Genomic DNA, 25,113 nt, shown 5'->3' with positions numbered 1-25,113 from the left:
AAATGGCACAATAAAGGACTGCGGTTTATTGAGAAGAGGCAGATTTCCCCTTGGCACCTGTTCGAGTTCGTCAGCATGTTAATCCCCTGAGCGCCGCCTATCAGCGACCGATTGAGTTGCCGGATTGGTCGGTTTTGTATGAGAAACCGGATCGTCCGCTGCACGTCGATATTGGCTGTGCGCGGGGCCAGTTTTTGCTGGACATCGCTCAGCAGCAGCCGGACTGGAACTTTTTGGGGCTGGAAATTCGGGAGCCGCTGGTGCATCAGGCCAATGACTTTCGGCAGGCGCTGGGACTGACCAACCTGTATTTTCTGTTTTGTAATGCCAATGTATCGCTGGGTCAGATTGCTCAAACTTGGCCGACACAGCGGGTGGATCGGGTGTCGATTCAGTTTCCTGATCCGTGGTTTAAGAAACGCCACCAGAAGCGGCGAGTGGTGCAGCCGGAACTGGTGGCGGATTTAGCGGAGTATTTGGTGCCTGACGGCATTGTGTTCTTACAGTCCGACGTTGAGGAAGTGGCGCAGGAAATGTGCGATCGCTTTTCGGAGCATCCGGCATTTCAGCGCTCATCTGAGGACTGGTTGCCGGACAATCCCCTGGGTGTTTCAACGGAGCGGGAAGATTTGACCCTGTCGCGGGGAGATGCGGTGTATCGGGCCATTTTTACAAAGGTTGCCTAGTGAGACGGTCGCTTACTGCGATCGCGGAATAGAGCCACAGCCCAGATGATTAATAATATGGCGGCCAGCACATAGGCAGTAATGCTGACGCTTGCGGTCGCTGCACTTTGGGCAACGGCGATGGCAATTAGTGCCCAGATGATGACGCCTGTAAATACGGTGTCGAGATATTGAACGGCTAGGATCGCACCAATAACTGTGGCAATTGCCATCATGATAATCGTCCAGGTTTCCGGTGCGAGTCCCCAGCCGTTCCAGTTGATAGTAAAAAGTGCGATCGCAACATTGACGATGGTGGCGACGGAAATCCAGCCCAAGTAAAGGCTGAAGGGTCGCTGGACGCACCATTTCTCGGTGCGGGTGAAGCGCCGCTGATTAGGTCGAATTTGCAGGTAAGCCACAATCAGCGGCACTAGGATTGCCAGCATGGCGATCACCGACAGCCAAAACTGCTCGTAAAGGAAGAGGAAAATCCAGGCAATTTGAGCAATGCAGGCCACAATTAAGCTGTAGTCAACCGTTCGAAGAATCGGTCGATCTCGCTGCGTGACGCGGAGCTGGTAGATGCCGTAGGCGACTAGTCCGAGGTAGATGAGTCCCCAAATGGCAAAGGCGTAGTTGGCGGGAATAATCAGCACATCGCGAAAAACGGTGTTGGCTAGGTCTCCTACCGTTCGGCCTTGGGGTGGGGCGAGGTTCGACCAGGTATTGACGATGAGGGTGCCGACAATGGCTGCTAGGGTACCCCATTGCAGAGCTGGGGATAGATCAGAAGTCGAAGAATGAGAAGAATCAGAGGTCATCGTTTGAATAGGAATGAGTATAGAGAGTGGGCTTTATGTTCAGAGCTTTTTGAAGAGATGAGTGAGGGGGTAAGAGAGTGGGAGGGTGGGAGAAAGGGAGCCTTTTCATTTTGAGGTTTAGTTTTGAGTGTTTAGTTTTGAATTCACTCATTACTTTACCTACGTCTGAATTTTATCGTTCTCCTTTGACTGATTTCCTATTCCGTAGGCACGAAAATTTAGGCGGCAATCTGATCGTCTTGGGGTTCAGTGGAGTCATCGAGATGGGTGACTATGCGCGATCTCAGTTTCCGTTTCATCGGTTGGCACAATCTGCTTGCTGGCCGGACGTGCGATCGCAGCCGACGTAACCGAGTGTACGACGATGGCGGCTGAACCCCAAGCATTACTTACCTGTGAATGCCGCTAATGTTCACTGGGGGTATTTCAGCCAGTCCCTAGAGCCACGCTTGGTGATTAATTCCGGTGACGTGATGACTGTGGAAACCCTAACCCACCATGCCAATGACGACGCATCGCTGCACGGTTGAGCAGAACTATGATGTGTTGGAAGGGGTGCAGGTACCGATTCGACCTCACTTTGGCGTGATTGGCTTGGCTCCAGCGGAAGCGGATTTTGTCGATTCTGTTCCTCCCAGCTATTTCGGTGGCAATTAGCGGCTGAATCAATCGACGAAAACTAGTTTTATATCAAGTCGGGTTGAAAACCCATAATTTATTTTTTGTGAAATGTTTGCGGAGCAAACGTTTCACAAAAAATAAATCGGTTTCTTATACACAGATTTGATATTAGTGCTTGGGCAGCATGTAATACCTGCTGTTCAAGCATTATTCTGGGGTATTGATCCCTCAATTTGCCAAAGGGCGAAATACATGTTGAAGCCCATTATCCTGCTGACGATTTCTAATGTCTTTATGACGTTTGCCTGGTATGGGCATTTGAAAAACATGAGCAGTGCGCCGCTGCTAGTTGCGATCGCATCGAGCTGGTTGATTGCGTTTTTTGAATATTGCTTTCAAGTGCCAGCCAATCGGCTCGGGGCCGAGTTTTTCAGTTTGCCGCAGCTCAAGGTGATGCAGGAAATTATTACGATGCTGATCTTTGCGGGGTTCAGCGTGTCCTATATGAAAGTGCCGCTGACGCGCAATTACTTTTTGGCCGCCATGCTGCTGGCCGGAGCTGCCTACCTGATTTTCAGTGAAAAAGCCCCATCGTGAGCTGTGCGACTGATTCAGAAACCGAGTTTCCTGGGCTATTTCTCGGGCTAGGTGTTTACGATTAGCTACCCTGCTTGAGAAACCCGGTTTCTATTCGGCGGACAAGTGGTAGTCCAACATAACTAATCAAATCTAGTGCCAGTAACCAGCCAATTAGCGTGAGTAACGCCGTGAGGATGAAGGTCGTTCTGCTAGTAGCCGATTGAGCGGCTTCTAGAGTTGCCCAGGATGGAAAACGCGGCAGGTAATAGACCGTGACGGTGTCGCCTTCTTGAATGCTGGCGTAGTACCTGGCCTTAACCGAGGCTCGTTTCGTATACGTTTTGCCCGTTGGCGCTTGATAGCGATAGCGCAGGTAATAGTTCGTGTTCACGATGCCGCTTTCGGACTCATAGCTCAGACTGGTGAATTTGTCTTGCACTGTGGCTGTGGTCGGTTCACCCCACTGCGCCATACCTGCCTCGACGGTAAAGGGAATGACCAAGAAACAGATCATGACGTACAGCATACCGATGCCGATTAAAAGCAATGAGACAGGACGAGAGAAGAAACTCTTTTGCCGGACGACCAGCCACTCGAAAAAGACTGAAATTCCCCACAGAAGCGGAACGAGAGCCGTTAGTGATAGCAGGAGTACCATCAGAGATCTGAAATCCTGCATGTCAGCCTGAGCCAGGGTTTGAATCGCAGCCATACGGGACAGGATGATAACTGCGATCGCAACTAGAATACTGCCCATTATTTTTGCGATCGCAAGCCAGCGGGGTTCCGGTGGCGTCAGCGGTTTGCGATCTTTCGTTTGTTGAGCAATAGCTTGCAGTGCCTGATAAATGGCATCAAAGCGCTCATCTTTCACTCCGGCCCATTTGGCAACGCTGTGGGTTGGGATTGTAAATTAGATTGTGTCAAAGGTCAGAGATGAGATCTAATGAACTATTGAACCTAAGAGACTCGTACTATGACTTTTCGACCTGAACTCCTGGATGAATTGCTTAAAGGCTATCAGAATCCCGAAGACCTGCTGGGGGATGGAGGGATTCTTAAGCAGCTCACGGCGGCTTTGGTGGAACGCTGCTTGAATGCGGAAATGAAAACCCATCTGGACGAGCAACAGGCGGAGCCTGAAAGCGACGTCAAGCCAACTCGTAACCGCCGCAACGGCCACAGCAAGAAGACCATCAAAGGGGAGTTTGGAGAAGCTCAAATCAATGTTCCCCGTGACCGCAACAGTGAGTTTGAACCCATCATCGTCAAGAAGGGGCAGACCCGCTTCGAGGGCTTTGATGACAAGATCTTGTCCCTCTATGCCAGGGGCATGAGTACCCGTGACATTCAGGCTCAACTGCAAGACCTGTATGGCGTTGAGGTCTCAGCCGGGCTGATCTCGAACGTCACGGATGCGGTTGAAACGGAGCGTAAAATTTGGCAAAATCGCGCGCTCGACCCGGTTTATCCCATCGTCTATTTTGATGCCATCGTGGTCAAAGTCAGACAAGACGGGCGGGTGATCAACAAAGCGATTCACTTGGCGCTTGGGGTTAACTTGTCTGGCACCAAAGAACTCTTGGGGATGTGGATGACCCAGAACGAGTCTGCCAAATTTTGGCTTCAAGTGCTCACAGAGCTGCAAAATAGGGGTCTCAAAGACATCTTCATCGCTTGCTGTGATGGCCTCACTGGCTTTCCCGATGCCATTGAAGCGGTCTTTGCTCAAACCCAGGTGCAGTTGTGCATTGTTCACATGGTACGAAATTCACTCCGCTATGTGTCCTACAAAGACCGTAAGGCGGTTGCAGCAGACCTCAAGCTGATTTACACGGCCAGCACTGAGACTGAAGCAGAGCAGCGCTTAGTTGAGTTTGCCGAGCAGTGGGACCAGCAATATCCAACCATTAGCAGGTCTTGGCTTCATCATTGGCAGCGGATTATTCCCTTCTTTGCTTTTTCACCGGAGATTCGTAAAGCAATCTATACGACCAATGCGATTGAATCGATGAATATGACTCTTAGAAAGGTGATTAAAAACCACCGAGCTTTTCCAACCGATGAATCTGCCCTAAAAGTTATCTACTTGGCAATTCAAAATATTGCCAAAAAGTGAACCATGCCCATTCGCGACTGGAAACCCGCTCTCAACCGCTTCGCGATTGAATTCAGCGATCGCTTTCCAACTTGAGTTTTTACCTTTGACACAATCTATTTGACATACCCTGTGGGTTTGTCCAGACGCATTTTTTAGGGTAATGACGGGTTGACTTTCGTCCGGCAGACCAGCTCGCTCATCGGGCTGAATTGTCAAAAAATCATGGTCAATGAGCAGTTGTTTCAGTTCATTGGTTTCATCAGAGTTGAGTGAAAACCAATACTTCTGCTGTCGCTGCTTTGGCTCAATTCGCGTCACCGTTGCCCATCTGCTACCTTTTACTTCTAGTCTGACGCCACCATGCAGCGCCTGCACATCCTCTAGCGAGACGACAGTGTTGTACCACCTGTAGTCCGCGCCCAAAAACTCACTGGTTGCGTTTGACATCTCAGCCTCACCACTCCTCGTCCGCATCGATTGGATCACAGGGCCATTGAGCGGCAAAACGGGTTCGAAACACAGGTTCCGCTAGGAGCAGCAGCAGTCGCTGATCTGGTTCTGCCAGACTGACTGCATCACCATCCCACACCAGCCGATCTTTTTGGTCTAAGTACATGGCTGCTGTTGCATCCAGCACCCGTTTCTCTGCTGCTCCACAAACTAAAATGCGCTGATGCTCAATCAGTTCCGCCACAAAGGCCAGCGCTACATTCAGCGTTTCAAGACTCAGGGCAGGCGATGCCTCGGTGATTTGCCAGATGCCGTCTTGTACCTGGCCGCTATACAGCGCCCGCCCCACAGCCGGATTAACATCATCGTCATCTAAGTCTGGTGTCATGGCCAGAATTAGCATTGAACCATCCGGGATATGGGTTAAACCGGACGCAGCGATTTGGGCTGCATTCCAGGTGAACCAACCGCCCGTATTCGGAGGTGGCCCGAGTGCCCAGGTCACTGATCCTTGATTTACACCTTTGTGAACAACGGCACATTCTGGTGAAGGTTTGGGTGGAGCCCAGGACTCATCGGCTGTTATCCACAGCTCAAAGCGAGGGGGGGAATCCGCGCAGAGTGCCGTCATCCAGTAGATATAAGATGCACTCGTCGGTGCGAGTTGCCGCTGGCCTCCAATTAGCGGCTGTAACAGGTCTCCGCTCCAGGTTTCGATAATCTCAATTAGCTCCGTCGCAACGGGCGGTTCCACGATAGGTTGAGGCCGCGACAGGATGCGATCTAGAAACGATTCCAGCTCTGGATCTGGCACGGTTGCAGTCAGCCCCAGCGGAAACAGATCAGGCATTCGCTGCCCTGCATCATAGTCAAACCACCCCTCTGGCGGCGATTCAGGGACAGCTCCAGAAAACGGCGTGATGTGAATCAAGAAGCCAATCGCGCTGGCCGCATTGAGATCAAGACTGAGGCGACCTTCTCGAACGCTAGCCGCAACGTTGTGCCACAGATCTTCATGCCCTGGATCGTCTTCTCCGGAGTATTCCAGCATTTTGGCCAGCCAGACGGGGAAGGCTCGTTCCGGGTAGCAGCGCCGAAAGAATGCGCCCGGTTTCTCGCTGGCTCGACTGAGAATCTGGCGACCATTCATGGAGCCAACGTGGGCATAAACATCCACCCGCCAACTACCGGGGGAGGCTTGCACCACGGCCACGCTGTCTCCATCCTCATCTGGGGCGTGATCCTCCTGCCACCAGGCCAGCACATCCGGATCAAACCCACCCATGACCAGCAACCGCCCATCGGGGGTTTCAATGCGCCCGGATACATGAGCTAGCCACTGGGCTTCTTCTTCAGGCAGCAGCGGTTCATTCACGACCAAACGCACGGGTATCGAATCATCACCGTACAGCTCCAGCAGAAGCACTTGGTGAGCCATCACGTAGTCCAGCTCTTCCAAGCGTTCATTGATAATGGCTGAGGCTGCCGAGGCCGCCAGCACACTGAACCCACCCGAATCATTCATAATGAAGACATCGCGCCGCACCGTGAGCCTCCTTTGGCTGGTCTGTTGCTGCTGCTGGGTTGGTACCTCTACACATCGCCCCCTATGAAGAGTCGCAACGATTTAGTGGTGACGATAGAAAATTATTGTAGCGGCATGTGGTGCAGTGTCATTATGGTCGCACTGATTGACCGCTGGAAAGTTGCGATCGCAGATTTACAATAGTTAGACTTTCCAGTAGGTTTCGCTCTAAGGTGTTTGGATTGAGTAGTCCTTCTGACCAGCGCATTTCCATATCTTTTCAATCACTGCTGCTAATTTTTGCGGCCATTCCGGTGCTGATTATAATTTGGCAGATCCGGAGCCTCATTTTGGTCGTGATGATTTCAGTCGTCTTAGCCTGCTCCATTGCCCCCATTGTGGATTGGGCGGCGCGCTGGCGAATCCCGCGCTGGCTGTCCGTCGTGCTAGTGTACGTTACCCTGATCTCTGGCCTGATTGGGGTGATTCTGCTGATTGGCCCGACCGTCTTCGAGCAAATTGAGCGCTTGATTCGGCAGCAGCCTGTCTATTTGCGGCGACTGTTTAACGCTGCCGAAGAGTGGGCCATTGGCTTCAGCGATACCAATCCCGAACTGGTCAACCAGGTTTTTGATCGATTCCTAGACGTGCAGGCGCTGACCAGCTGGGCCTTTCGCTCCAGTCAGCAGCTCTTGGCCCGCTCCTACAGCGTCACCACAGGCATCGTCGGCGGTGTAGTCAGCTTGGTGTTATCGCTGTTTATTTCCGGTTACATGCTGGCCGATAGCCGTACGCTGACCCGTAATTTAGTGCGCCTGCTCCCCCAGCCTTGGGAAGATCGGCTGGCCGCTCAGATTGCGCCAATGAGCTATCGAATTGGCAGCTATATTCGTGGCCGAGTACTGGTTTCGGGCATTCTGGGTGTTGTTATCACAACCACACTGAGCTTTTTAGGGCTATCAGATTTTGCTCTGGGCTTAGGTGCGATCGCAGGTGTTACTAACTTGATTCCCTTTTTGGGACCTGTGTTAGGCGCGATTCCAGCCTTAATCGTGGCCGTATCCCAAAGCTGGTGGACATTTCTCTGGGTGCTGCTGCTCTATGTGATTATTCAGAATTTAGAAACCTACGTCCTGGATCCACTACTGGTCGGCTCATCAGTTGGTGTTCACCCGCTTTACCAGCTTCTAGCCGTACTCGGCGGCACCCAGGTACTGGGAATTATTGGCGCACTAATTGTCCCGCCTTGGGTAGCAGGCGCGGCAGTACTATTAGATAATCTCTATCTTCAGCCTAAGCTCATGGCTGAAAAGCAGGCCAAATCCTTGGAGGACGGGCTGTCGAAGCGGATGAATACTCCAGCCAATCCACCCAAATCAACTCCTGTATAGCGCCAAAATCAGCCATGCCGCGTAGACGAAAAATGCGGATAGATATGCTGTTCAAAAATGCGGCGAATATCGGCTGGCTGGCCTTTCAGCATCGGATCGTAATCCGCTTGCACAGAAATACAGTACGCTGCCGTACGGGGCTGAATTTGGGGTAACCAAGCTGTATGAATCGTGTAGCCAAAGTCCAAGTCGGGGTGGCTGAGGCGGCAGATTGGGCCTTGATGGAGGGCTGCGGCGTCAAACAGCCAGAGTTCCTTTGCCGTTTGAGACACAACCGTACAGAGGATATAGCCATCAAGTTGTGGATCGCATTCAGGATTGGGCGGCGTGCGGGGAATAAACTGGGGAGAACTGACAATATGGGTATGCCAAACGGAATCATTGGCCATAGACCCATTGGCTATAGAGCCATTGGGTTGCGATCGCAACGGAAACTCATACACATCCGCAATTTCCATCGTGGCGGTATCCACCCGCAATAGGGATGACGGTCGCTCGATGGTAGTTTCAGACGCTGCCAACACCTGTTCAACCGGAACCATGCGGTATGGATAGTCGCGATAGCGCTCCAATATAAATTCCGACAGTAGTTCTGGCCAAAAGCCAAAGGATTGCCAAAATAAATGACGAATTTGCTGCACAGGTTGGCCATCCGGTTGGCTATCGCGATTAGCATACAGCCCCATCCCCCACAGATGGCGAGCGTCATGCACCACCTTGGATTCAATTAAACGCGGTTTGATCTGAGACATATCGATGATGTACCGTCCCAGGCGACCGACATCCATTGCCCCAACGGCAATCATCCCTTCCAGGGCCGCATTGAGCGGCTGGCTCGGATCATAGGCCGACTGATCGTAGCGGCGCACCCATTCTGATACATCGGTGGCGCATTCATGGGCCATGTGCAGCGTGAGCTGCCCCTTGGCATTATCATAATCCGCCAGAAAATGAGCCGTTTCCAGCGGTATCTCTAGCGGATAAGCAACTACCTTAACTTCCGCCTCCTGCCTGGCGGGATGCTGTCCCATCGTGAGCTGATTGCGATGCACAATGTACAGTTTGGTGTTGGGCGATTGAGGCCGAGTTAGTAGCGATCGCAACAGGCGTTCGGTCGGCAGACTATCAGGTAGCGGATTATTGAGGATCTGCTCCAAGCCAAACTTGAGACAGGTATCCATAATCACTACATAATCGCGGCTGACAGCGATTTGGTGCATGGTCTGCTCAATCCGCACCGGACAACCATCCGGTAATATCAGTCGCCAACGTTCTACATCGCCCTCTCCATCCCAGCGAATCAAATAGACAAAGTCCTCCACCCCCAGTAGCTGTGCAAAAACAGCTTGTATACCATCAATCACCCATTGCCCCAAAGCCATCAACGGACTGAACAATATCTGCACAATCCACTGATCGTTGAAAAACGCTGCAATTTGCCGCAGCAGTTCCTCTAGCTCATGCGGCAGCACGTCTAGGTCATAGATGGCGGGAATCGTTTCAATAAAATTAGTCAGCGAGCGACCATAATTAACCGTAAAAAACTGGCCCGTTACACCATCAAACGCTGGATGAGCCGTACTCAACACGGGAGCAAACGGAACGCCCAGTTTAGCGCCTGGTCGCCATTCCTGATTAGACCCCACTGGCGTGACAACTGCTAACGAAACCGGATCAATCTCATAGGGACGTCCACCATCAAATGTGATCGCTAATCGCGTTGATTGATTCCCCCCAAACTGCATTGGCACAAACGCCGTATTCAGCTCGTCCCGCATCCCTAACTTGGGCGAAAACCTGGCCATGCCGTGATCTTGAAACTGGTAATGCTCAAAGCGGCTACCAGGGCGAGTCGCGACATCGGCATAGTAGCAGGGTGATTTCGCTAATCGTGTCGTTAAATTGACCTGTCCAGGCTGGTCAAAATCTAGTCGGTAAATCAAGCCGTTGCCATTCCAAATATGGGTACCGCTAGGGTTGGGCAATCCATTTGACGTGACAGAGCCAACGGGCGCAACAATGAATGCGTGACCACTTATATCGGTAGGCAACGCCCCTGCCACCACGTTCAGTTGCAGATCACTCAGTTCCGCATCACGAGCCTGCATCATTGCAAGCGGAAACGGTGGCCAGTTGGCAGACATTGATTGGGTCATAATTCATCCAGAAGCAGAACCAACACAGATCCTATATTGATGGATTGATGGGCGATCCTCAAAAAATAATGACTTTTTGCTGTATCGGCTATTGCCACAAAAATCACTATCTGAATAGGATTGCCTACCGATTTAGAATACGCAAGAGGTTAGATGACTATGGTTCTACCTTGACTTGTCTTTAGCTTCTGGAAAAGACAGACTACCGTCAGGCACAAAACAAAAAAGTGCCGTAAAACGACACTGATCTGTGAATCGCGACATTTAATATGCGAATGTACAGAATGCCAGGAGGCGGACTTGAACCGCCGACACGAGGATTTTCAGTCCTCTGCTCTACCGGCTGAGCTATCCCGGCGCACGATTGATTAACGCTTTATTAAAGTAACAAACTTAACGAAAGGATGCAAGATGTTTTGAAAAAAATCTGAGGCAGTTGGTGAGGCGGGGAGATGTGCGATGGGAGCAGGTCACTTTCTTGAGAGAAAAATTAGAGTAAGACTGTAGCGATATTTTGAGGGTGCTCTAATGACGCCAGCGGAACACCAAGAACTCTTACAGTGCAGTCAACGCATCGCGGAACTACTGTACCAGGAAGCCTGTGAGCAAAACCAGCCGATGGCAAATTTGGGAGCCATCGAATCAACGGTGCGCGCTCAAGTGCAAGAACACGTCACGCCAGTCATTGGGGAGTTTTTTGCCAAACCGTTACCGGCACCGACGAAGGATATCCCCGCCAACTAGAGAGCATTCTGGGCCGGTTATCCCTCAGTAGTGAACAGGCCAAACAACTCGGTGTCCGTCCCCGACAACAGGTCAGCCCTTATTTAGAGCTGTGCTGTCTGCGCCAAAGCGCAATTGTTTCTTATGCCCAAGCGGCGATTGAAGTAGAGGTGCAAACGGGACGACGGGTGAGTGCGAAAACGCAGCAGCGGTTGGAGGCGCGCCATGACTTCGAGCTGCCCACGAGTGAGGTCCCGGTTGAGCAAATGAGCCTGGATGGCGGCATGATTCGCTTGCGCACGCCGCTGGGGGAAGCGGCTGAGTGGCGCGAATATAAAGCCTTGAATTTGGGTGAGCAGCATCAGGGCATGGCCTGGTTCAAAGACAACGAACACCTGATTGAGTGGGCAAATGACCTCCCCTTAGCCCCGATAGTGGACTGCCTGGGCGATGGTCATGATGGGGTTTGGGGCATCTATGCCCAGATTGGCAACGACCACCAACGTCACGAAATCCTCGATTGGTTTCACCTGATGGAAAATTTGCATCAAGTCCAAGCCACTCCAGAAGCACTCGAAACCGCTCGCAGCTTTCTTTGGCAGGGACAAGTAGACGCTGCTATGAATGTGTTTGAGGTGAGCGAGTCGGAAGCAGCACGTCGCTTCTGTGGCTATCTAGAGCGGCATCGTGACCGCATCCCCAATTATCGTTACTACCAAGAAGAAGGGTGGCCGATTGGCTCGGGGGATGTTGAGTCCTGGGTGAAGCAAATTAACCAACGCACGAAGATCCCTGGCGCTGCCTGGAACGCTGAGCGGGTGCCGCAGGTTTTAGCGCATCGTTGTGCTTACCTCAACGGCAGGCTCTCACCTCAGAGATGTTTTTCTCTGTAGAAGGTGACCTACTCCCTGTGCGATTTTCTACAAGACAGCAACGCCGATCTCATATCTGCCCAAACTGCCAAAATCCGAAACCTCACTCTTCAGGTTTTACGCTAAGCTAGCCGATACTTCCGCTATCTCGGATAGCATGATTGCGATGCAAATAGGATAAGCTTATGGCTGTTAGTACCCTGGATCAGCAGCATCCCCTTTGGAATCAGGATCGCCAGATTGTTAATACTTTACTGAATGGACAGCCTACCGATATGAATTTAGCGGAGGCTGCACGGCTCCGTATTCGTTATCAGGGCTTTCCAGGAGCACGAGACATTCAGCAAGATCTGGATACGGTGCTGCAAAACTGGAATTTGACCGAAGACGCTTTATTTGAGAAAACCCGCCAGATTCATGCGGGGACACCTGTGTATGTTTGCCAAGGGCGAAGTGCTTCTCGACGGGAGGGCAGTTGGGCGGATATGGCAGAGGAATAGAGTCAATTAGCTTGGGGAATTGAAGGAATAGGCATCGAGTTCGGTATGAAAGCGGGGATGCAATCGCTCCTTGACGGGATTGCCGTTCTTCAAATGCTGCTCGATGATGCGGGGCACGTCGGCTGTGGTGACGCGGCAGTACCACACGTCATCTGGCATTACCCGCACGGTTGGCCCGGAACCACACTGCCCCATACAGTCGCTTTCGGCAATCATCACGCCCTTGGGTTTATCGGCTTGGCGAAACGTAGCTAGTACTTCAGCCGATCCGTTTCGCTGGCAGGAGCGATGTTGACAGACCATGACGCAGCAGCGGCGGGGTTTAATTGGATTAGAAGTCACAGGCGAACCGGGATGAGACGACCAAAGAGTGACCTTATCCTAACGATCTGCGGCGCATTTGCCGTCGTCAAAATTACGAGAATATTGGGGACACAAACCTTAATCTATACACCGAGCCAGCGATTGAGGACGCGGTTGACCGAGCGGGTAATTTGGCGGCGGCGACGCCAGCGTTGGAAGGCGGCTTCATAGGTGGGGCTTTCGGAGTGGTAGACTTTCCAGGCGTGTAGAGAGAGGCCTAATCCCCAAAGGAGGGCAATGAATAAGGCCCCAGAGATATTGTCGAAAGCGGTGATGCCGATAGCGAGCAGAAATCCGTTGACGATGCCGTATTTGACGGCATGATTTTTGAATTCTCGCCGCTGCTGTATATCAAAGACTTGGCGCTCTTGCAGTTCACCTTTGTGGGTAAACCATTCTTGCTCTGCCAGTCGGAGATTGGCAGGGGAAATACCCAACTCCTCAGCAATTTCAAGCATTTGCCGCTCAGTCAGCTCGTCTGTTTGAGCTTGTCGTGCGATCGCACGACAGAGGATTTCTTGGATGTCGTCGGAATGGTAAAGCTCGGCCATGATGCATCAACTGGAACCACCTACCCTTTAGTTATAGAAAACAATTGCTGCGGCTAACTACTCTCTAGAGGTGTGGATTGCCCACCAAAATCCAGGCGAACAGCAACTGCCGCATTGCGGCAGCTGCTGTTCGCAAAACTACAACGCTTCAATCTGCCGCACAGTGGTGAGGGCCGAATAGCTGACGCCTGCGGTGCCTTCGCCGGGGTGGGTGCAGTCGCCGACCAGCCAGAGGCGGTTGATGGGGGTGCGATTAGCGAAGCCGAAAGGGCCAAAGGTGGGGACTCGCTGGCCGATGCCGCCGACTTCGCCGCGATCGCGGGCAGTGAAGTTAGCGAAAGTCCGGGGTGTGGCGGCTTCTTGGTAAAGAATGGTTTCGTCGGTTAGATGGAAATATTGGCTGAGTTTTGCGATCGCACCTTCAGCATATTCCTGCTTCAGCGCTTCATAATCGGCATATTTCCACCATTGATCGGGATCGGTAAAGGATGAGGCAATGACGGTGGCTTGACCAGCGGGAGCGCGACCGTCGCCGGGTTGGCTGACGGAGACAAAGAGGGAGTTGTTTTCGCCAATGGGGCCATCGGCATCGTACAAAAACTGGAGATGGGGCGGGCAGTCGGTAGGAATGGCGGCCTGATCGACGCCGAGATAGATGACAAAGGCCCCGGAGGCGGGCGGTAGCTTATCGACCCGCTGCCGATAGCCGGAGGGAGCGGCTTCCCCCAACAGCTTGACTAAACTTTGCACGGTGACATTGGCAATCACATGATCGGCAGGTTCCATCCAGGTTTCGTCGGTTTTAGTATTGCGGACGGTGACGCCTCGTACCTGGTCTTGGTCAACGTGGATCTGTTCAACTGAATGGCGCATGTGGAGGCGACCGCCATCTCGTTTCAGCGCTTTGACGAGGACGGTGCTGAGGGACTGCATACTGCCTTCTAGGTGAAATAAGCCTTGGGGTTCCTGAGATACACCCAAAGCCGTTGCCGCATAGAGCAGAGCAGTTTCGTCGGCGTCTACTTGGGAATAGAGCTTTAATTGCAAATCCAAAAAGGTTTTCAGGCGATGGTCGTTCTGTAACCCGCAGCCGCGCAGCACTTGGCCCACAGTTGACAACGTATAGGGCAGTGTTAGCAACGTGTCAGGACGCACGGCTTTGACCAGTTGCCACAGATCCCAGGGACTGCGGGGCGGCAGAACCGGATCGCGAGACTGAAAGCGCCAGCTATAGCGAAATAGGCGCTCCATCAGTTGCCAAAAGGGTTCGCTGCCGGGAAACTGCCGCTGTCGTTCGGCTCGCCACTGCTCGGGGTCACGCCAGACGCGAATCGGTTCGGTTTCTCCGGGTAGGTAGACGGCACAGGCCGGATCGCAAGGTCGCGCCTCCGGTGGGTCAATCTCTAGTTCTTTAAAGATGCGGTGATGAATGCCGCCGGGTTCTAAACCTGCGACCTGAGTGGCACCAACATCAAACGTGAAACCGCGCCGCTTAAACGTCGATGCACAGCCGCCCGGTACAATTGCCTGATCGAATACCGTCACGTCATAGCCGCGATGGGCTAGGAGGGCAGCGGCGGTGAGGCCACCGATTCCGGCACCCACGACAATAATGCGGTTACCCGAGGATAAGGATGGATCAGAAGTTGAAACCGGAGAAGGAGTCGGCATGTGCGATCGCGTTTCACTCGCGTTTTACATTTCTTAACTCTTCTATCATAGAGAATCGGCCTAATTCCCTGCAATTCCGTTGCTTAACTGGGTGTGGGCATGGGAACACTCAGAAAGATATAAAGTCCGGTTGAGATTTCTCCGGCTTTCCCGCAGGTCGTGGGGAAAATGGAACATAATTGCTCAACAGTCTGTGTCTTGAACTCAAAATCTATGATGAAGTTGGTTTCCAAGTTTGCTACCAAATTTGCTCCATTAACGGTTTTGCCTCTGGCAACGTTAGCACTCGGCTTTAACGCAGCCACCGTCAAAGCCCAAAGCACTATGTATGTTCCTATTCCTATCCAGTCCAACCAGCCCGTTGACGATGTGTTGTCGAGTAGCGATATTCCGACCGGATTCGGCGGATATTCACGCGACTATACGCTAGATCTGACAGAAGGCGATCAGGTCGCGATTGACCTGACGTCAGATGAATTCGATACGCTGGTGTCGCTGATTGCTCCCGATGGTTCAACATTGGGCGAAAACGATGATGGGCCAGATGGTACAACTAATTCACTCTTGTTTGCTCGCATTACCCAAGGCGGCAAGTACACTGTGCGTGTACGTTCCTATGCCGGTGACGGCATTGGCCCGTTTACGCTGAAGGTTACGCGTTTACGTCCAGTTGAGTAAGGGAAAGCCTGATTGGCTAAAAGGGTGATACCAAAGCTGGTTATAAAGTCGCAGAATAAGATTTAATATCTAAATTTCAGAGCCCAAGGCTAGCGCTGCTAACCTTGGGCTCTGAACTATGGGTAAACCGTTAAGAACTAGCACGATCCGTCATCACAGTTGTCAAATGGCCACCAGTCATTGTTGGAGCCATTGTCACGATTGAGATGCTCAAGCTGATGCTTATCCACTTCGACGACGCCCTGCCAGGTGACGTAGAAGCCCGGAATCCAGTCGCGCAAAAAATAATACATTAGCGCCAGATATTCATCAGTGGCATGAGTCGAAACCGCTAGAGCTTCTGCACTGGGAATAAACGTCGCTAGCTTTTGTAAGAAGCCGTTAGGATTCGGGACAGCAAATTCGTAATATTCAGTCGGACGCGCAACCGCACGAATATTTTTGCGATAGAACGCTAGGCCCACTCGCTGCATCATGTGGGCAGGTGCGATCGCAATTACCCGAGGCCAATTATTCGCTTTGGGATAGCGGAGCAGCTCCCGCACCCGCAGCACAGATGCCCGCACCTGTAGACCCGTTGACCCCACCTGCACCTGCACCGGATCAACCCCATGCCGAGCTAAAAAGTCAACGATGCGATCAGCCTCGTCAATCGTCTGGGGAAATCGCTGATCGATGGGTGGCCCACCAGTGACATAAACCAGGGGACGATGGCCTTGGAACGCCACCTGATCCTGATAGAGCTGAGCCGCATAGGCTAGACTTGCAACCTGCGACATCACCAATAGACCGTTGCTGGACTGGTAAATTTGCGCCAAGGGATCAACCCACGTGTCGATGTGCTGAATCCCTTCGGTGAAGACCACAATGGCATCAATCGTTTCATGTGCCGGAGCCAGTTGAACCGGACACAGCTCAGCACAGAGTGCATGTTGTTTCAGCGCCGATTCAAAAACAGCCCGCTCTAGATTACCAATTAAGAATGCACTAATCAGCGGCATGCTGAATACAATCAATAAAGCTGTCGCCCACCAGATTTGCTGGTTTTTTACCTTTTTCCAACCGTCCCGCATGGAATACAGCAGCAAAATAATGACTAAGCCCAGCGGGCGTAACGGTAGCGATAGAATTTGCCACGCTACAGATGCATCATCATCATTGGGTTCAACAAACACAAAAAACAGCAAAGCCAAGATGACAAAACCGCCAAACCAGGTCAGGTAGGCTCTGGGAATAAACTTGACCAGAATGTACCAAATGAGCCAGCCGATGAGTGCCCAGAGCAAAATTCGGCTCAACAGTACCAGTAGCATGGCGTCTTTCTCGCAGGTTTATTCAATCTGCTGATGCAGATCATCCACACTGTTTTATAGCAAATCCATCCATTTCGCTATCACTTCATGACGGAATTTGTGATAAAGCAGACAACACCACACATTTTTCCAGAAGCAAGACATAATCAAAGCACAGAACGACTTAACCCAATCCAAGTTGGATTATCAACCCATGTATGCTCTTGCTGTATTCGCGCTGGTCATCATTGGCTACATGGTTGCCTCGGTTCGGATTATCAACCAAAGCAACCAAGCTCTTGTTGAGCGTCTCGGTCGCTATCACCGTAAGTTAGGCCCAGGACTCAACTTCATCGTGCCCTTCCTCGATAACATCGTGCTGGAAGACACAACCCGTGAGCAGGTGTTAGACATCGATCCCCAAGCTGCGATCACCCGCGACAACGTTTCGTTGCAGGTCGATGCCGTCGTATTCTGGCGCATCCTCGATCTGGAGCGCATGTATTACGAAATTGACGATATTGAAACCGCGATTCGTAATCTCGTTCTCACCACGCTGCGATCGGAAATTGGTCAAATGGCGTTTGAAGATACGTTTTCATCCCGCGCCACCATTAACCAGGCGCTACTGAATCACCTGGATGAGGTGACGGCACCTTGGGGCGTGAAGGTCACTCGGGTTGAAGTGCAGCGTATTGAACCCTCTAAAGCTGTGTTGGAATCGATGGAAAAACAGCAGGCGGCTGAGATTAAAAAGCGAGCTGCGATCGCAGAAGCTCAGGGTACTGTGGAATCAATGCAGATGCTTTCTAAGGCGTTTGAGAGCCACGGTAGCAGCAGCGCTGATATTTTGCGCTATCTCATTGCCCAACGCTATGTGGAAGCGAATCAAAAGCTGGGCGAGAGCGAAAACACCAAGATCTTGTTTATGGATCCCGGTTCGCTAGACGAAGCGATTACGGATTTGCTGGGCTACGAAAACGGCGATCAGAATGGCGGGCCGTCTCCTCGCCGTTCTCCCAGAGCCAATCGTTCTCAATCCGGTTCCTCTGATCCAAATGGTGCCAATGGGGGCAGTTCGGGTTAATGTCGTTCGGGCTGATAAATTACAAATCTGGTAAGTAGCTGCATATATCTAAAAAACCGGGGCGCTCCCCCGGTTTTTTAGATGCGTTTATTTATGCCGACCTACTATAAGTTAACTGAGAATGTCTTGGAACCACTGCTCAAACCGCTGACTAAATGCGTCCAGCGAGTAGAGCTGTTCCGCCTGCTGCCGACAGTAGTGACGATTGAGCTGGTCAATGTCTCCAATCGCGTCAATCAGTCCATCAACGCTATCCGGTTCGACCAGCCAGCCGGTTTGACCAGACTGCACAATTTCGGCTGGGCCTCCCCGCTGATAGGCAATCACTGGTACACCGCAGGCCAGGGCTTCAATGGCGACAATCCCAAACGCCTCAACCCAGCGCGGCGTCATAACTAACGCCCGACACTGACGCAAAATCGCCTGCAGCTTGTCGGTGCTGAGAAACCCTAGATATTCAATTGGTGCAGACGGATAGGTCGCTTGAATGCGCCGCCAATAGGCTTGATCTTCAACTTTCCCCATGATTTTTAGGGGTATCTGAGTTGCCTGTGCCGCCGCCACCGCATCTTCTAACCCTTTTTCCGGTGAAATCCGCCCTAGCCAAGCCAATGCTGACTCAGGAGCGGCATTGAATTCGTACTGGGACAAATCAATCCCACTGCCTAAACAGCGGCACTGGTCGGCAAAGGGAAACGTCTCGGCTTGAGTGCGGGTATAAACGCCAATTGTGCCTGGAAAAGCTTGAATAACCTGATTGGCAACTTGATCCAGCGCCTCAGACAGCGAACCCATACTGATGAAATGCGCGATCGCAGTTTCGAAAAACGGTGTCAGATAAAACGGTAGCCAGTCGTAAGCGAAATTAACCAGCAAATCATAGTCCTGCTGCACGGTTTGCGCATAGCTCCACATGTTGGCTAGCACGGCATTACCCGGCAGCGTGATTGGCACATCACGAGTCTGAGTTTGGGCGGCGGTTTGAAACTGCCCTGGAATTTCAATTACCTCTATCCCTGTAAGTTCGGAGGTAGCAGGTGCAACCACTGTAACCTGATGGCCACGCCGGATTAAATCCTGCCCAATCACCCGCAGGGTCAACTCAACTCCGCCGCCTAATCCTGATCCCAATGGGCCAACGGGGGTTGAAACAAACAGAAGCCGCATACTGCAATGATTAATTTAAGTGGGATGCTTGAATTCGAACCAGCAGCTTTCTCATTCTGAGTCAAATTTAGAAAGCTCTAATTCCGTTCGACGCCTGATTATAGCAACTCATCACAGTATTTCTTGTATCCTCAACGGGTTGATCATTCGGTAGTCCTCCAAAAAGCGGTGAATCTGGGCTGTATGAGCGGTGCCCACACCCCAAAATTCATTACCTGAAAACCGCGATCATTCAACGATTAAGCACCAGTTGCGAACCATGCTCAGGTTGCAGGTTGAGCCAATCGGGTAATGGGCAATCCCTCCACCCTCTAGCTAACCTAGAAACGTTCAATCCAAGGTTAATCGCTCCATGTCGCTGAACAACTACGAAATCAAGCTGTTGGCAGCGATCACCATGCTGATTGATCACATTGGCGCAGTCTTCTTTCCCGGCATTGCTATTTTGCGCATTATTGGGCGGATCAGCTTTCCCCTGTTCGTCGTGCTGCTGGTGGATGGCGAAAAACATACTCACAATGCTAAGCAGTATGGCCTCCGGCTTTTGCTGCTCGGTCTGGTTTCACAGCCCATCTATCAACTCTTATTTGAATCGACGCAGCGCAATATTCTCTTCCTGCTGTTGTTAGGGCTATTGTGCTTGCGATTGGTCAGGCTCTTGCCAAAGTGGCAACTTGTGATTTGGATGGCAGGAGCTGCGATCGCACAATTCCTCGACTTAGAATATGGCGCATATGGCATAGGACTCATTGCGCTGATTCGCTATTTTCAACCTCGTTCAATCTGGTGGGCTGGCTGGATTGGACTTCACCTTGGCTATTTGCTAATCGCGCCAGGACTGGCAGCCTTCCAGTTTCCTGCCATCTTTGCTCCACTCCTGCTATACGCCGCCAATCACCAGCGTGGCCCCAAAGCGAGATGGTTTTACCTGTTCTACCCGCTGCATCTACTGTTGTTATGGCTGCTGTATCGCTGGATCACTAACTTATGATCTCCATAAGACTTTATCGGAAATTGTTTTGTAGCGCGGCTCCGCCGCGCTACAAAACAATTTCCAACCCCAAAAACTTTACTGCCAATAAAGTCCATAACCGATTAACTAGCTTTGGACATCGCTCTATCAGCCGAACAGGTTGAGGATTAAGGGTTGATGACTCAGTATTACAAGCAGTTAATAATTCTATAAGTCAAACTGGTATGTATAGCTGTCGCCACTTTGGTCGAGAAACCTACGAAATCCAGCGTTTCAACGTTTGACGTTTTCAGAGTTTCCCAACATCCCAACCCGTGTGACTACTGCTATACAACCCGTATCATGGACACCCTTAGGACAACTGCCGTGGTTCCTCTTAACGACGACAACCCGATTAGAATTACTCCCTGGATTACCTATGGACTGATTGCCGCCAATATCTTGGTTTTTGTTTATGAGCTGATGCTGTCGCCAGTACAGCTAGACGCGCTGCTGCAAGCGTTTGCAGTCGTACCGGAGCAGCTGACGGCTAGTTTGCAGAGCGGTAGCTTGCCCCAAATTGGCGCTGAGTCGCTCCCCCTGATCACCTCTCAATTTCTGCACGGCGGTTTTCTGCATCTGGGCGGCAACATGCTGTTTCTCTGGGTGTTTGGCAACAATATTGAAGAAAAGCTGGGACATGTGCCCTATCTGTTTTTCTACCTCATCTGTGGAGCGTTGGCCGCCTTAGCTCAATGGGGGGTAGCGATGCAGTCGAGCGTTCCATCGGTTGGAGCCAGCGGTGCGATCGCAGGTATTCTGGGAGCCTACATTCTGCGTTTTCCCAACGCTCGCATCCTGACGCTGGTGCCAATTGGCATTTTCATCACCACCTTTCGCATCCCTGCCGTATTTTTTCTGGGATTTTGGTTTTTCCAGCAGTTTCTTTACGGCTTTGCTAGCCTACAGACCACCACAAACATCGAAACTGGCGGTATCGCCTACTGGGCACATGCTGGCGGTTTTTTAGTCGGGCTTGCTCTCGGCCCGCTGCTAGGGCTATTTCGTGAGGATTCCGCTAGCTCTAATCGAGATCGATATCGAGACCGACTAAGACGCTAAATGCGTGCTCGATAGGGTGATTAATACAAAGTAGCGCCGCAATTGTTGTGAAAATTGCGGCGCTACTTTATTAACGTTACTGATGTGACTACTGCATCAGATCTCTACGCTATTCAGCTACTAGTCAGATCAAAGGCAAGCGGCATGGGCAGTGGCCACTGCTTGCCTTTGAAGAACAGCAGTTGATAGACATGTAAACCGCCGTAGCGAAACGACGCTTCAAACGATTGGAGATAGAGATACCACATGCGAAGAAATCGTTCGTCGTAGAGGGGATCGAGGGATGCAATGTGGGAGCGATTCACCGTGAAGTTGGCGGCCCATCGCTTCATCGTCTCGGCATAGTGGGGCTTCAAATTTTCGCAGTGGGCCACTGGCAGTTTGGCTGACCATAGCTCTTGGGTAATCTCATGCAGTTGAGGGGCGTAACCACCGGGAAAAATGTATTTATCGACCCAAGCGCCGATGCGCTCGTTACTTTGGGTGACAATGGTGTGCAGTACGCCAATCCCCTGCGGAGTCAGCAAATCAAACGCCTTTTGCATAAAGGTGGCGAAGTTGCCTTTACCGACATGTTCGAACATGCCAATGCTGACGAACTTATCGAACTGTCCTTGAACATCTCGGTAGTCCATCACTCGGATGCTGATGCGATCGCTGAGTCCTTTTTGCTCAATGCGCTGCCGCGCCAGCTCGGCCTGTGGTTCGCTCAACGTCACACCAGTTCCAGAAATGCCGTAGCGTTCAGCCGCGTGGATGAGCATGCCGCCCCAACCACAGCCAGTGTCAATGAGCGATTCGCCCGGCTGCAAGGCCAGCTTGCGGCAGATCAGCTCGTACTTCTGACGCTGCATTTGTTCAAGGGAATCGGTTTCCTGAAGGCGATAACCGCAGGAATAGGTCATGGTTGGGTCAAGAAACTGCTGGTAAAAGTCATTGCCCACATCGTAATGATGCTGGACGTTACGGCGGCTGTTTTGAATTAAGAGGGGCACCGTGCGTAGACGCTGGGTGATTACCTTAGCTCCAAGTGCTAGCGTCATCCGCTGCCGCGCTTTGGCATAGACATTGCTGCGGTGAAACAGGCCAATCAGTTCGACTAAGTTATCGTTGGCTTCGTCCCACCAGCCTTCCATATAGGCTTCGCAAAACCCCAGCGTGCCAAAGGCCAAAATGCGATCGCAGGTTGCAGGGTTGTGAATAATCAAGTGAAGTGGCCGATCAGACCCCACCTGACCAAAGTGAAAGACCTGACCGGCTGGATTTGTAACCGTTAGATCCCCGGTTTCAATCAGGCTAAACAACTCATACAAATAACGCTCTCCACTGGGCAAATCGTGACTGCGATCGCGCCAGGAAACGGCTTCAGCATGATGGCTTGGTGCGTCGTTGGCGGGCGACTCGACCTGCGTCTGCGGATTGGAGTTGGATTTGTCAAATCTCACCACGGTTTCACCATCCTAATTTCAAGCTTCAATTTGCCGCTGATTGACTGATAAAAGTTCTGATGTAGGTTGGCATCGAGCAAAGCGAAACCTAACACTGGAAAGGGTTTCGATGGGTTACGCTAACGCTAACCCATCCTACGGCAGAACAAGGTTTTCACTGTAGATACTGTTTTGTCTAGCTGAAGTCAAGAACGTTGGCCCAGCAAAGCTGGGTCAAAGGATTGGCCCGACTTGAGAACAGCAAAACAGATGCGAAGCAGTTTGTGCATGACCGCGCCGACGACTTGCATCTTGGTTTTACCGCGAGCGAGAAGCTCAGAGCGCCAGTGTGCGATCGCTGTGGAGCGACGAATCGCAACTAAAGCGGGGAAATAGAGGTGATGGCGCAAGTGAGCATTGCCCAGTTTAGAGAGGCGCACCTTGCCACACACGGAGGTGCCAGACTGATGCTCTTGAGGAGTAAGGCCACTGAAAGCAGCGAGTTGCCGAGCAGAACGAAAGCGCTCAAGCGAACCAATTTCAGCTCGAATACAGGCTGCAGAGAGAGCCCCAATGCCTACAATGGTCTCTAAGCGTTTCACCTCAGCGGCCAGCGCTGGGTGGCGCTGAAGATGCTCCTGGATAGACTTTTTTAGGGCATCGACCTGTTGATGGAGAAAGCGCAGATGAGACTTAATCTCCTCGCGCAGCGCCTCATGCACCGTATCGAGCCGATTGCGTTCCTGAGTGATCATCTGCTGCAGGTCTTCTAAGCGACGACTCAGCGCTTGCAACTGCTCCAGTTCAGCGGGCGGTGGTGTCCACGGGGCCGGACGCTTTTGCCAGCCAAACTGAGCAATCAGAGCGGCATCAGCTCCATCGGTTTTGCTGCGTTGCAATTCACTCTGGGCAAACCCACTGACGCACAGGGGGTTGATGATGCTCACTTGATGGCCTTGCTCATACAGGTAGGTCGCCACTCCCTGTCCATAGGTGTTGGTCGCTTCCAGGCAACCATGCACCCGCTCAATTCCTTGTCGCTCCAACCACTCACTCAACTGCTGGTAGCCCGCTAGATTGTTGGTCACCACTTTGCGTTTAGGCCGATGCTGACCATCCACTTGCAGGGCCACATGCAATTTCGCTTTGCTCACGTCAATGCCGAGAATCGGCAAGCCAGTCTGATTCATCACTCGTTCCTCAACCGTTAACCCTCCATCCAACGATACTGTCCTTGTTCAATGCGGGGTGGCTGTTCTACTGACAGTCCCCTTGATACTGGGTTCAGATTCGTCGATAAGCAGGGAAGAGACAAGGAAAACTCCATCGCAGGCTACTATAATCTACCTCGCGAGCTATTCGCTCAGGGGCGGGTCCAGAGTCACTACTTCGTCTGGGGTTTCCTTGTCTTTTATCTTCCCTCACATACAAGGGGCGGGTTTAGTAGAACAATCTGTACCGTGTCATAAATTTGACGGCAAAACCCGCCCCTACCTTAATCCGGAATCTTTGCAGTTTTGACGTTTGTGGCTAACTTTAACCGTTCTAAAACCTGAATCGTCAGCCACACTAGATCGACTTCCCACCAGCGCCAGCCAAATTGGGCGGAGGACTGGACGGCATGGTGATTGTTGTGCCATCCTTCGCCGAAGGTCAGCAGCGCTACCCACCAGCAGTTGGTTGAGCGATCGTCTACCTCAGAATTGCGATAGCCGAACTTATGGCAGGCACTATTGACAAAGCAGGTACTGTGAAAGCCGACGAATAAACGCACAAAGATACCCCAGACCACAAAGGGCATTCCCCCCAGCGCATAAAGCAAAACGGCTAAACCGACCTGTAGAGCAATATAGTGCTGATGGCAAAACCGATAAAACGGATCATCAGCGATGTCCTTGGTAAAGCGGCGTAATTCCGTCCGGCTGGGAACATCGTGCATCAGCCAGCTGATGTGACTCCACCACAATCCCTGTGTGGAATCATGAGGATCACCTGCACTGTCGGCATAGAGATGGTGCATCCGGTGGTAGCCAACCCAGCCTTTGACACCGCCCTGACAGGCGAGCGTGCCACAGAGGATCAAAAAGTATTCCAGCCACTTGGGAGTCTTAAAGCTGCGGTGGGTCGCTAACCGATGAAAGCCAAGGGAGATGCCTAATCCAATAGTCAACCAGTATAGGAACAGGGCAACTCCCACCGCAGCCCAACTGAAGTTAGCCGGAAAGATGGCGAGCAATACACCGAGATGAAGAGCCAGCGTGAAAATAATCACCGTCCAGCGCGGACGGGGTGAATTATTAAGCGAGAGATTGGTATCGATCATGCAGCTCCTCGTAATTGCGCCTGGTTTAGTTGCGTATCTAATTGCATATAGGACTGCATAAGGTAATCAAATT

Annotated in this window: 26 protein-coding genes, 1 tRNA gene and 1 pseudogene; 14 read left to right on the top strand and 14 right to left on the bottom strand. The window is 51.7% G+C overall.

Annotated elements, in window-relative coordinates; translation table 11 throughout:
* Positions 1 to 50: 50 nt before the first annotated feature.
* The gene (trmB, locus tag AC286M_RS28100) at positions 51 to 686 is read left to right on the top strand and encodes a tRNA (guanosine(46)-N7)-methyltransferase TrmB (protein WP_488207527.1); all 636 of its coding nucleotides are present in this window, start codon (positions 51 to 53) and stop codon (positions 684 to 686) included.
* Here trmB and AC286M_RS28095 read toward each other — a convergent pair.
* Positions 683 to 1,489 (bottom strand): TspO-related membrane protein, encoded by an 807-nt coding sequence (locus AC286M_RS28095; protein WP_488207526.1) that lies wholly within the window; start codon positions 1,487 to 1,489, stop codon positions 683 to 685. The two genes, trmB and AC286M_RS28095, sit on opposite strands and share 4 nt — an antisense overlap.
* 137 nt (positions 1,490 to 1,626) lie before the next feature.
* On the opposite strand from AC286M_RS28095, the gene AC286M_RS28090 reads away from it, so the two are divergent.
* The 4 genes from AC286M_RS28090 to AC286M_RS28075 all read left to right on the top strand — a co-directional run bounded on the left by AC286M_RS28090 (position 1,627) and on the right by AC286M_RS28075 (position 2,707).
* Positions 1,627 to 1,839, top strand: a complete 213-nt coding sequence (locus AC286M_RS28090) for a hypothetical protein (RefSeq protein ID WP_488207525.1) — start codon at positions 1,627 to 1,629, stop codon at positions 1,837 to 1,839.
* Positions 1,840 to 1,884: 45 nt separating this feature from the next.
* A complete protein-coding gene (locus AC286M_RS28085; protein ID WP_488207524.1) occupies positions 1,885 to 2,019 on the top strand; it encodes a hypothetical protein in 135 nt (44 codons plus the stop codon).
* Entirely contained in the window at positions 1,994 to 2,146 is a 153-nt protein-coding gene (locus AC286M_RS28080) for a hypothetical protein (protein ID WP_488207523.1), read from the top strand. The genes AC286M_RS28085 and AC286M_RS28080 overlap by 26 nt, the downstream gene beginning before the upstream one ends.
* A gap of 216 nt (positions 2,147 to 2,362) precedes the next feature.
* On the top strand, positions 2,363 to 2,707 hold the full coding sequence (locus AC286M_RS28075) for a DMT family protein (protein ID WP_488207522.1): 345 nt from the start codon (positions 2,363 to 2,365) through the stop codon (positions 2,705 to 2,707).
* A 61-nt stretch (positions 2,708 to 2,768) separates the two neighbouring features.
* Here the strand turns inward: AC286M_RS28075 and AC286M_RS28070 are convergent, their stop codons facing one another.
* Positions 2,769 to 3,563, bottom strand: a complete 795-nt coding sequence (locus AC286M_RS28070) for a DUF3592 domain-containing protein (protein WP_488207521.1) — start codon at positions 3,561 to 3,563, stop codon at positions 2,769 to 2,771.
* Between the two features lie 102 nt (positions 3,564 to 3,665).
* Between AC286M_RS28070 and AC286M_RS28065 the strand changes: the two are divergent.
* Positions 3,666 to 4,883 (top strand): annotated as a pseudogene (locus AC286M_RS28065) (IS256 family transposase).
* Here the strand turns inward: AC286M_RS28065 and AC286M_RS28060 are convergent.
* Both AC286M_RS28060 and AC286M_RS28055 read right to left on the bottom strand, forming a co-directional pair.
* The gene (locus tag AC286M_RS28060) at positions 4,764 to 5,237 is read right to left on the bottom strand and encodes a hypothetical protein (RefSeq protein ID WP_488208888.1); all 474 of its coding nucleotides are present in this window, start codon (positions 5,235 to 5,237) and stop codon (positions 4,764 to 4,766) included. The pseudogene AC286M_RS28065 and the gene AC286M_RS28060 overlap by 120 nt on opposite strands.
* Positions 5,238 to 5,244: 7 nt before the next feature.
* Positions 5,245 to 6,786 (bottom strand): hypothetical protein, encoded by a 1,542-nt coding sequence (locus AC286M_RS28055; RefSeq protein WP_488207520.1) that lies wholly within the window; start codon positions 6,784 to 6,786, stop codon positions 5,245 to 5,247.
* Positions 6,787 to 6,798: 12 nt separating this feature from the next.
* Between AC286M_RS28055 and AC286M_RS28050 the strand changes: the two genes are divergently transcribed.
* Positions 6,799 to 6,969 carry a hypothetical protein gene (locus AC286M_RS28050; RefSeq protein WP_488207519.1) on the top strand — a complete coding sequence of 57 codons (171 nt, stop codon included), beginning with the start codon at positions 6,799 to 6,801 and terminating at the stop codon, positions 6,967 to 6,969.
* 38 nt (positions 6,970 to 7,007) lie between these two features.
* Positions 7,008 to 8,156, top strand: coding sequence for an AI-2E family transporter (locus AC286M_RS28045; protein WP_488207518.1), 1,149 nt, complete (start codon positions 7,008 to 7,010; stop codon positions 8,154 to 8,156).
* An 8-nt stretch (positions 8,157 to 8,164) separates the two neighbouring features.
* Here AC286M_RS28045 and AC286M_RS28040 read toward each other — a convergent pair whose 3' ends face one another.
* Positions 8,165 to 10,312, bottom strand: coding sequence for a carotenoid oxygenase family protein (locus tag AC286M_RS28040; protein ID WP_488207517.1), 2,148 nt, complete (start codon positions 10,310 to 10,312; stop codon positions 8,165 to 8,167).
* A 285-nt stretch (positions 10,313 to 10,597) separates the two neighbouring features.
* Positions 10,598 to 10,670 (bottom strand) — tRNA-Phe (locus AC286M_RS28035).
* 170 nt (positions 10,671 to 10,840) lie between these two features.
* Here AC286M_RS28035 and AC286M_RS28030 point away from each other — a divergent pair.
* Both AC286M_RS28030 and AC286M_RS28025 read left to right on the top strand, forming a co-directional pair.
* Positions 10,841 to 11,928, top strand: a protein-coding gene (locus tag AC286M_RS28030) for an ISKra4 family transposase (RefSeq protein ID WP_488202786.1) whose coding sequence is annotated in 2 segments (ribosomal slippage) — positions 10,841 to 11,012 and positions 11,012 to 11,928 — 1,089 coding nt in all. Because the reading frame shifts where the segments join, the coding sequence is not laid out codon by codon here.
* A gap of 164 nt (positions 11,929 to 12,092) precedes the next feature.
* The gene (locus tag AC286M_RS28025; protein WP_488207516.1) at positions 12,093 to 12,407 is read left to right on the top strand and encodes a DUF3288 family protein; all 315 of its coding nucleotides are present in this window, start codon (positions 12,093 to 12,095) and stop codon (positions 12,405 to 12,407) included.
* Between the two features lie 6 nt (positions 12,408 to 12,413).
* Here AC286M_RS28025 and AC286M_RS28020 read toward each other — a convergent pair whose 3' ends face one another.
* From AC286M_RS28020 to crtD, 3 genes are all read right to left on the bottom strand, one after another.
* Positions 12,414 to 12,749 carry a (2Fe-2S) ferredoxin domain-containing protein gene (locus AC286M_RS28020; RefSeq protein WP_488207515.1) on the bottom strand — a complete coding sequence of 112 codons (336 nt, stop codon included), beginning with the start codon at positions 12,747 to 12,749 and terminating at the stop codon, positions 12,414 to 12,416.
* 104 nt (positions 12,750 to 12,853) lie between these two features.
* Positions 12,854 to 13,321 carry a 2TM domain-containing protein gene (locus AC286M_RS28015; protein ID WP_488207514.1) on the bottom strand — a complete coding sequence of 156 codons (468 nt, stop codon included), beginning with the start codon at positions 13,319 to 13,321 and terminating at the stop codon, positions 12,854 to 12,856.
* A gap of 138 nt (positions 13,322 to 13,459) precedes the next feature.
* Complete coding sequence (crtD, locus tag AC286M_RS28010) at positions 13,460 to 14,992, bottom strand: C-3',4' desaturase CrtD (protein ID WP_488207513.1); 1,533 nt, start codon at positions 14,990 to 14,992, stop codon at positions 13,460 to 13,462.
* 213 nt (positions 14,993 to 15,205) lie between these two features.
* On the opposite strand from crtD, the gene AC286M_RS28005 reads away from it, so the two are divergent.
* Entirely contained in the window at positions 15,206 to 15,670 is a 465-nt protein-coding gene (locus tag AC286M_RS28005) for a PPC domain-containing protein (protein ID WP_488207512.1), read from the top strand.
* A 137-nt stretch (positions 15,671 to 15,807) separates the two neighbouring features.
* Here AC286M_RS28005 and AC286M_RS28000 read toward each other — a convergent pair whose 3' ends face one another.
* The gene (locus tag AC286M_RS28000) at positions 15,808 to 16,983 is read right to left on the bottom strand and encodes a YdcF family protein (RefSeq protein WP_488207511.1); all 1,176 of its coding nucleotides are present in this window, start codon (positions 16,981 to 16,983) and stop codon (positions 15,808 to 15,810) included.
* A 193-nt stretch (positions 16,984 to 17,176) separates the two neighbouring features.
* On the opposite strand from AC286M_RS28000, the gene AC286M_RS27995 reads away from it, so the two are divergent.
* Positions 17,177 to 18,049 (top strand): SPFH domain-containing protein, encoded by an 873-nt coding sequence (locus AC286M_RS27995; RefSeq protein ID WP_488207510.1) that lies wholly within the window; start codon positions 17,177 to 17,179, stop codon positions 18,047 to 18,049.
* 111 nt (positions 18,050 to 18,160) lie between these two features.
* On the opposite strand, the gene AC286M_RS27990 is transcribed toward AC286M_RS27995, so the two are convergent.
* Positions 18,161 to 19,216: a glycosyltransferase family 4 protein gene (locus tag AC286M_RS27990; RefSeq protein WP_488207509.1), complete on the bottom strand. Its 1,056-nt coding sequence runs from the start codon at positions 19,214 to 19,216 to the stop codon at positions 18,161 to 18,163.
* Positions 19,217 to 19,568: 352 nt separating this feature from the next.
* Between AC286M_RS27990 and AC286M_RS27985 the strand changes: the two genes are divergently transcribed.
* Complete coding sequence (locus tag AC286M_RS27985) at positions 19,569 to 20,207, top strand: TraX family protein (RefSeq protein WP_488207508.1); 639 nt, start codon at positions 19,569 to 19,571, stop codon at positions 20,205 to 20,207.
* Between the two features lie 348 nt (positions 20,208 to 20,555).
* Positions 20,556 to 21,290 (top strand): rhomboid family intramembrane serine protease, encoded by a 735-nt coding sequence (locus AC286M_RS27980; RefSeq protein ID WP_488207507.1) that lies wholly within the window; start codon positions 20,556 to 20,558, stop codon positions 21,288 to 21,290.
* A 113-nt stretch (positions 21,291 to 21,403) separates the two neighbouring features.
* On the opposite strand, the gene AC286M_RS27975 is transcribed toward AC286M_RS27980, so the two are convergent.
* From AC286M_RS27975 to AC286M_RS27965, 3 genes are all read right to left on the bottom strand, one after another.
* Positions 21,404 to 22,738: a class I SAM-dependent methyltransferase gene (locus tag AC286M_RS27975; protein WP_488207506.1), complete on the bottom strand. Its 1,335-nt coding sequence runs from the start codon at positions 22,736 to 22,738 to the stop codon at positions 21,404 to 21,406.
* 185 nt (positions 22,739 to 22,923) lie between these two features.
* A complete protein-coding gene (locus AC286M_RS27970) occupies positions 22,924 to 23,940 on the bottom strand; it encodes an IS110 family RNA-guided transposase (RefSeq protein ID WP_488203685.1) in 1,017 nt (338 codons plus the stop codon).
* A gap of 272 nt (positions 23,941 to 24,212) precedes the next feature.
* Positions 24,213 to 25,040, bottom strand: coding sequence for an acyl-CoA desaturase (locus tag AC286M_RS27965; protein ID WP_488207505.1), 828 nt, complete (start codon positions 25,038 to 25,040; stop codon positions 24,213 to 24,215).
* Between the last annotated feature and the right edge of the window lie 73 nt (positions 25,041 to 25,113).

The organism is Thainema salinarum CENA647 (assembly GCF_057732415.1).
Note: the sequence above shows the minus strand (reverse complement) of the source record. Positions and strands in the feature narration are given on the sequence as shown.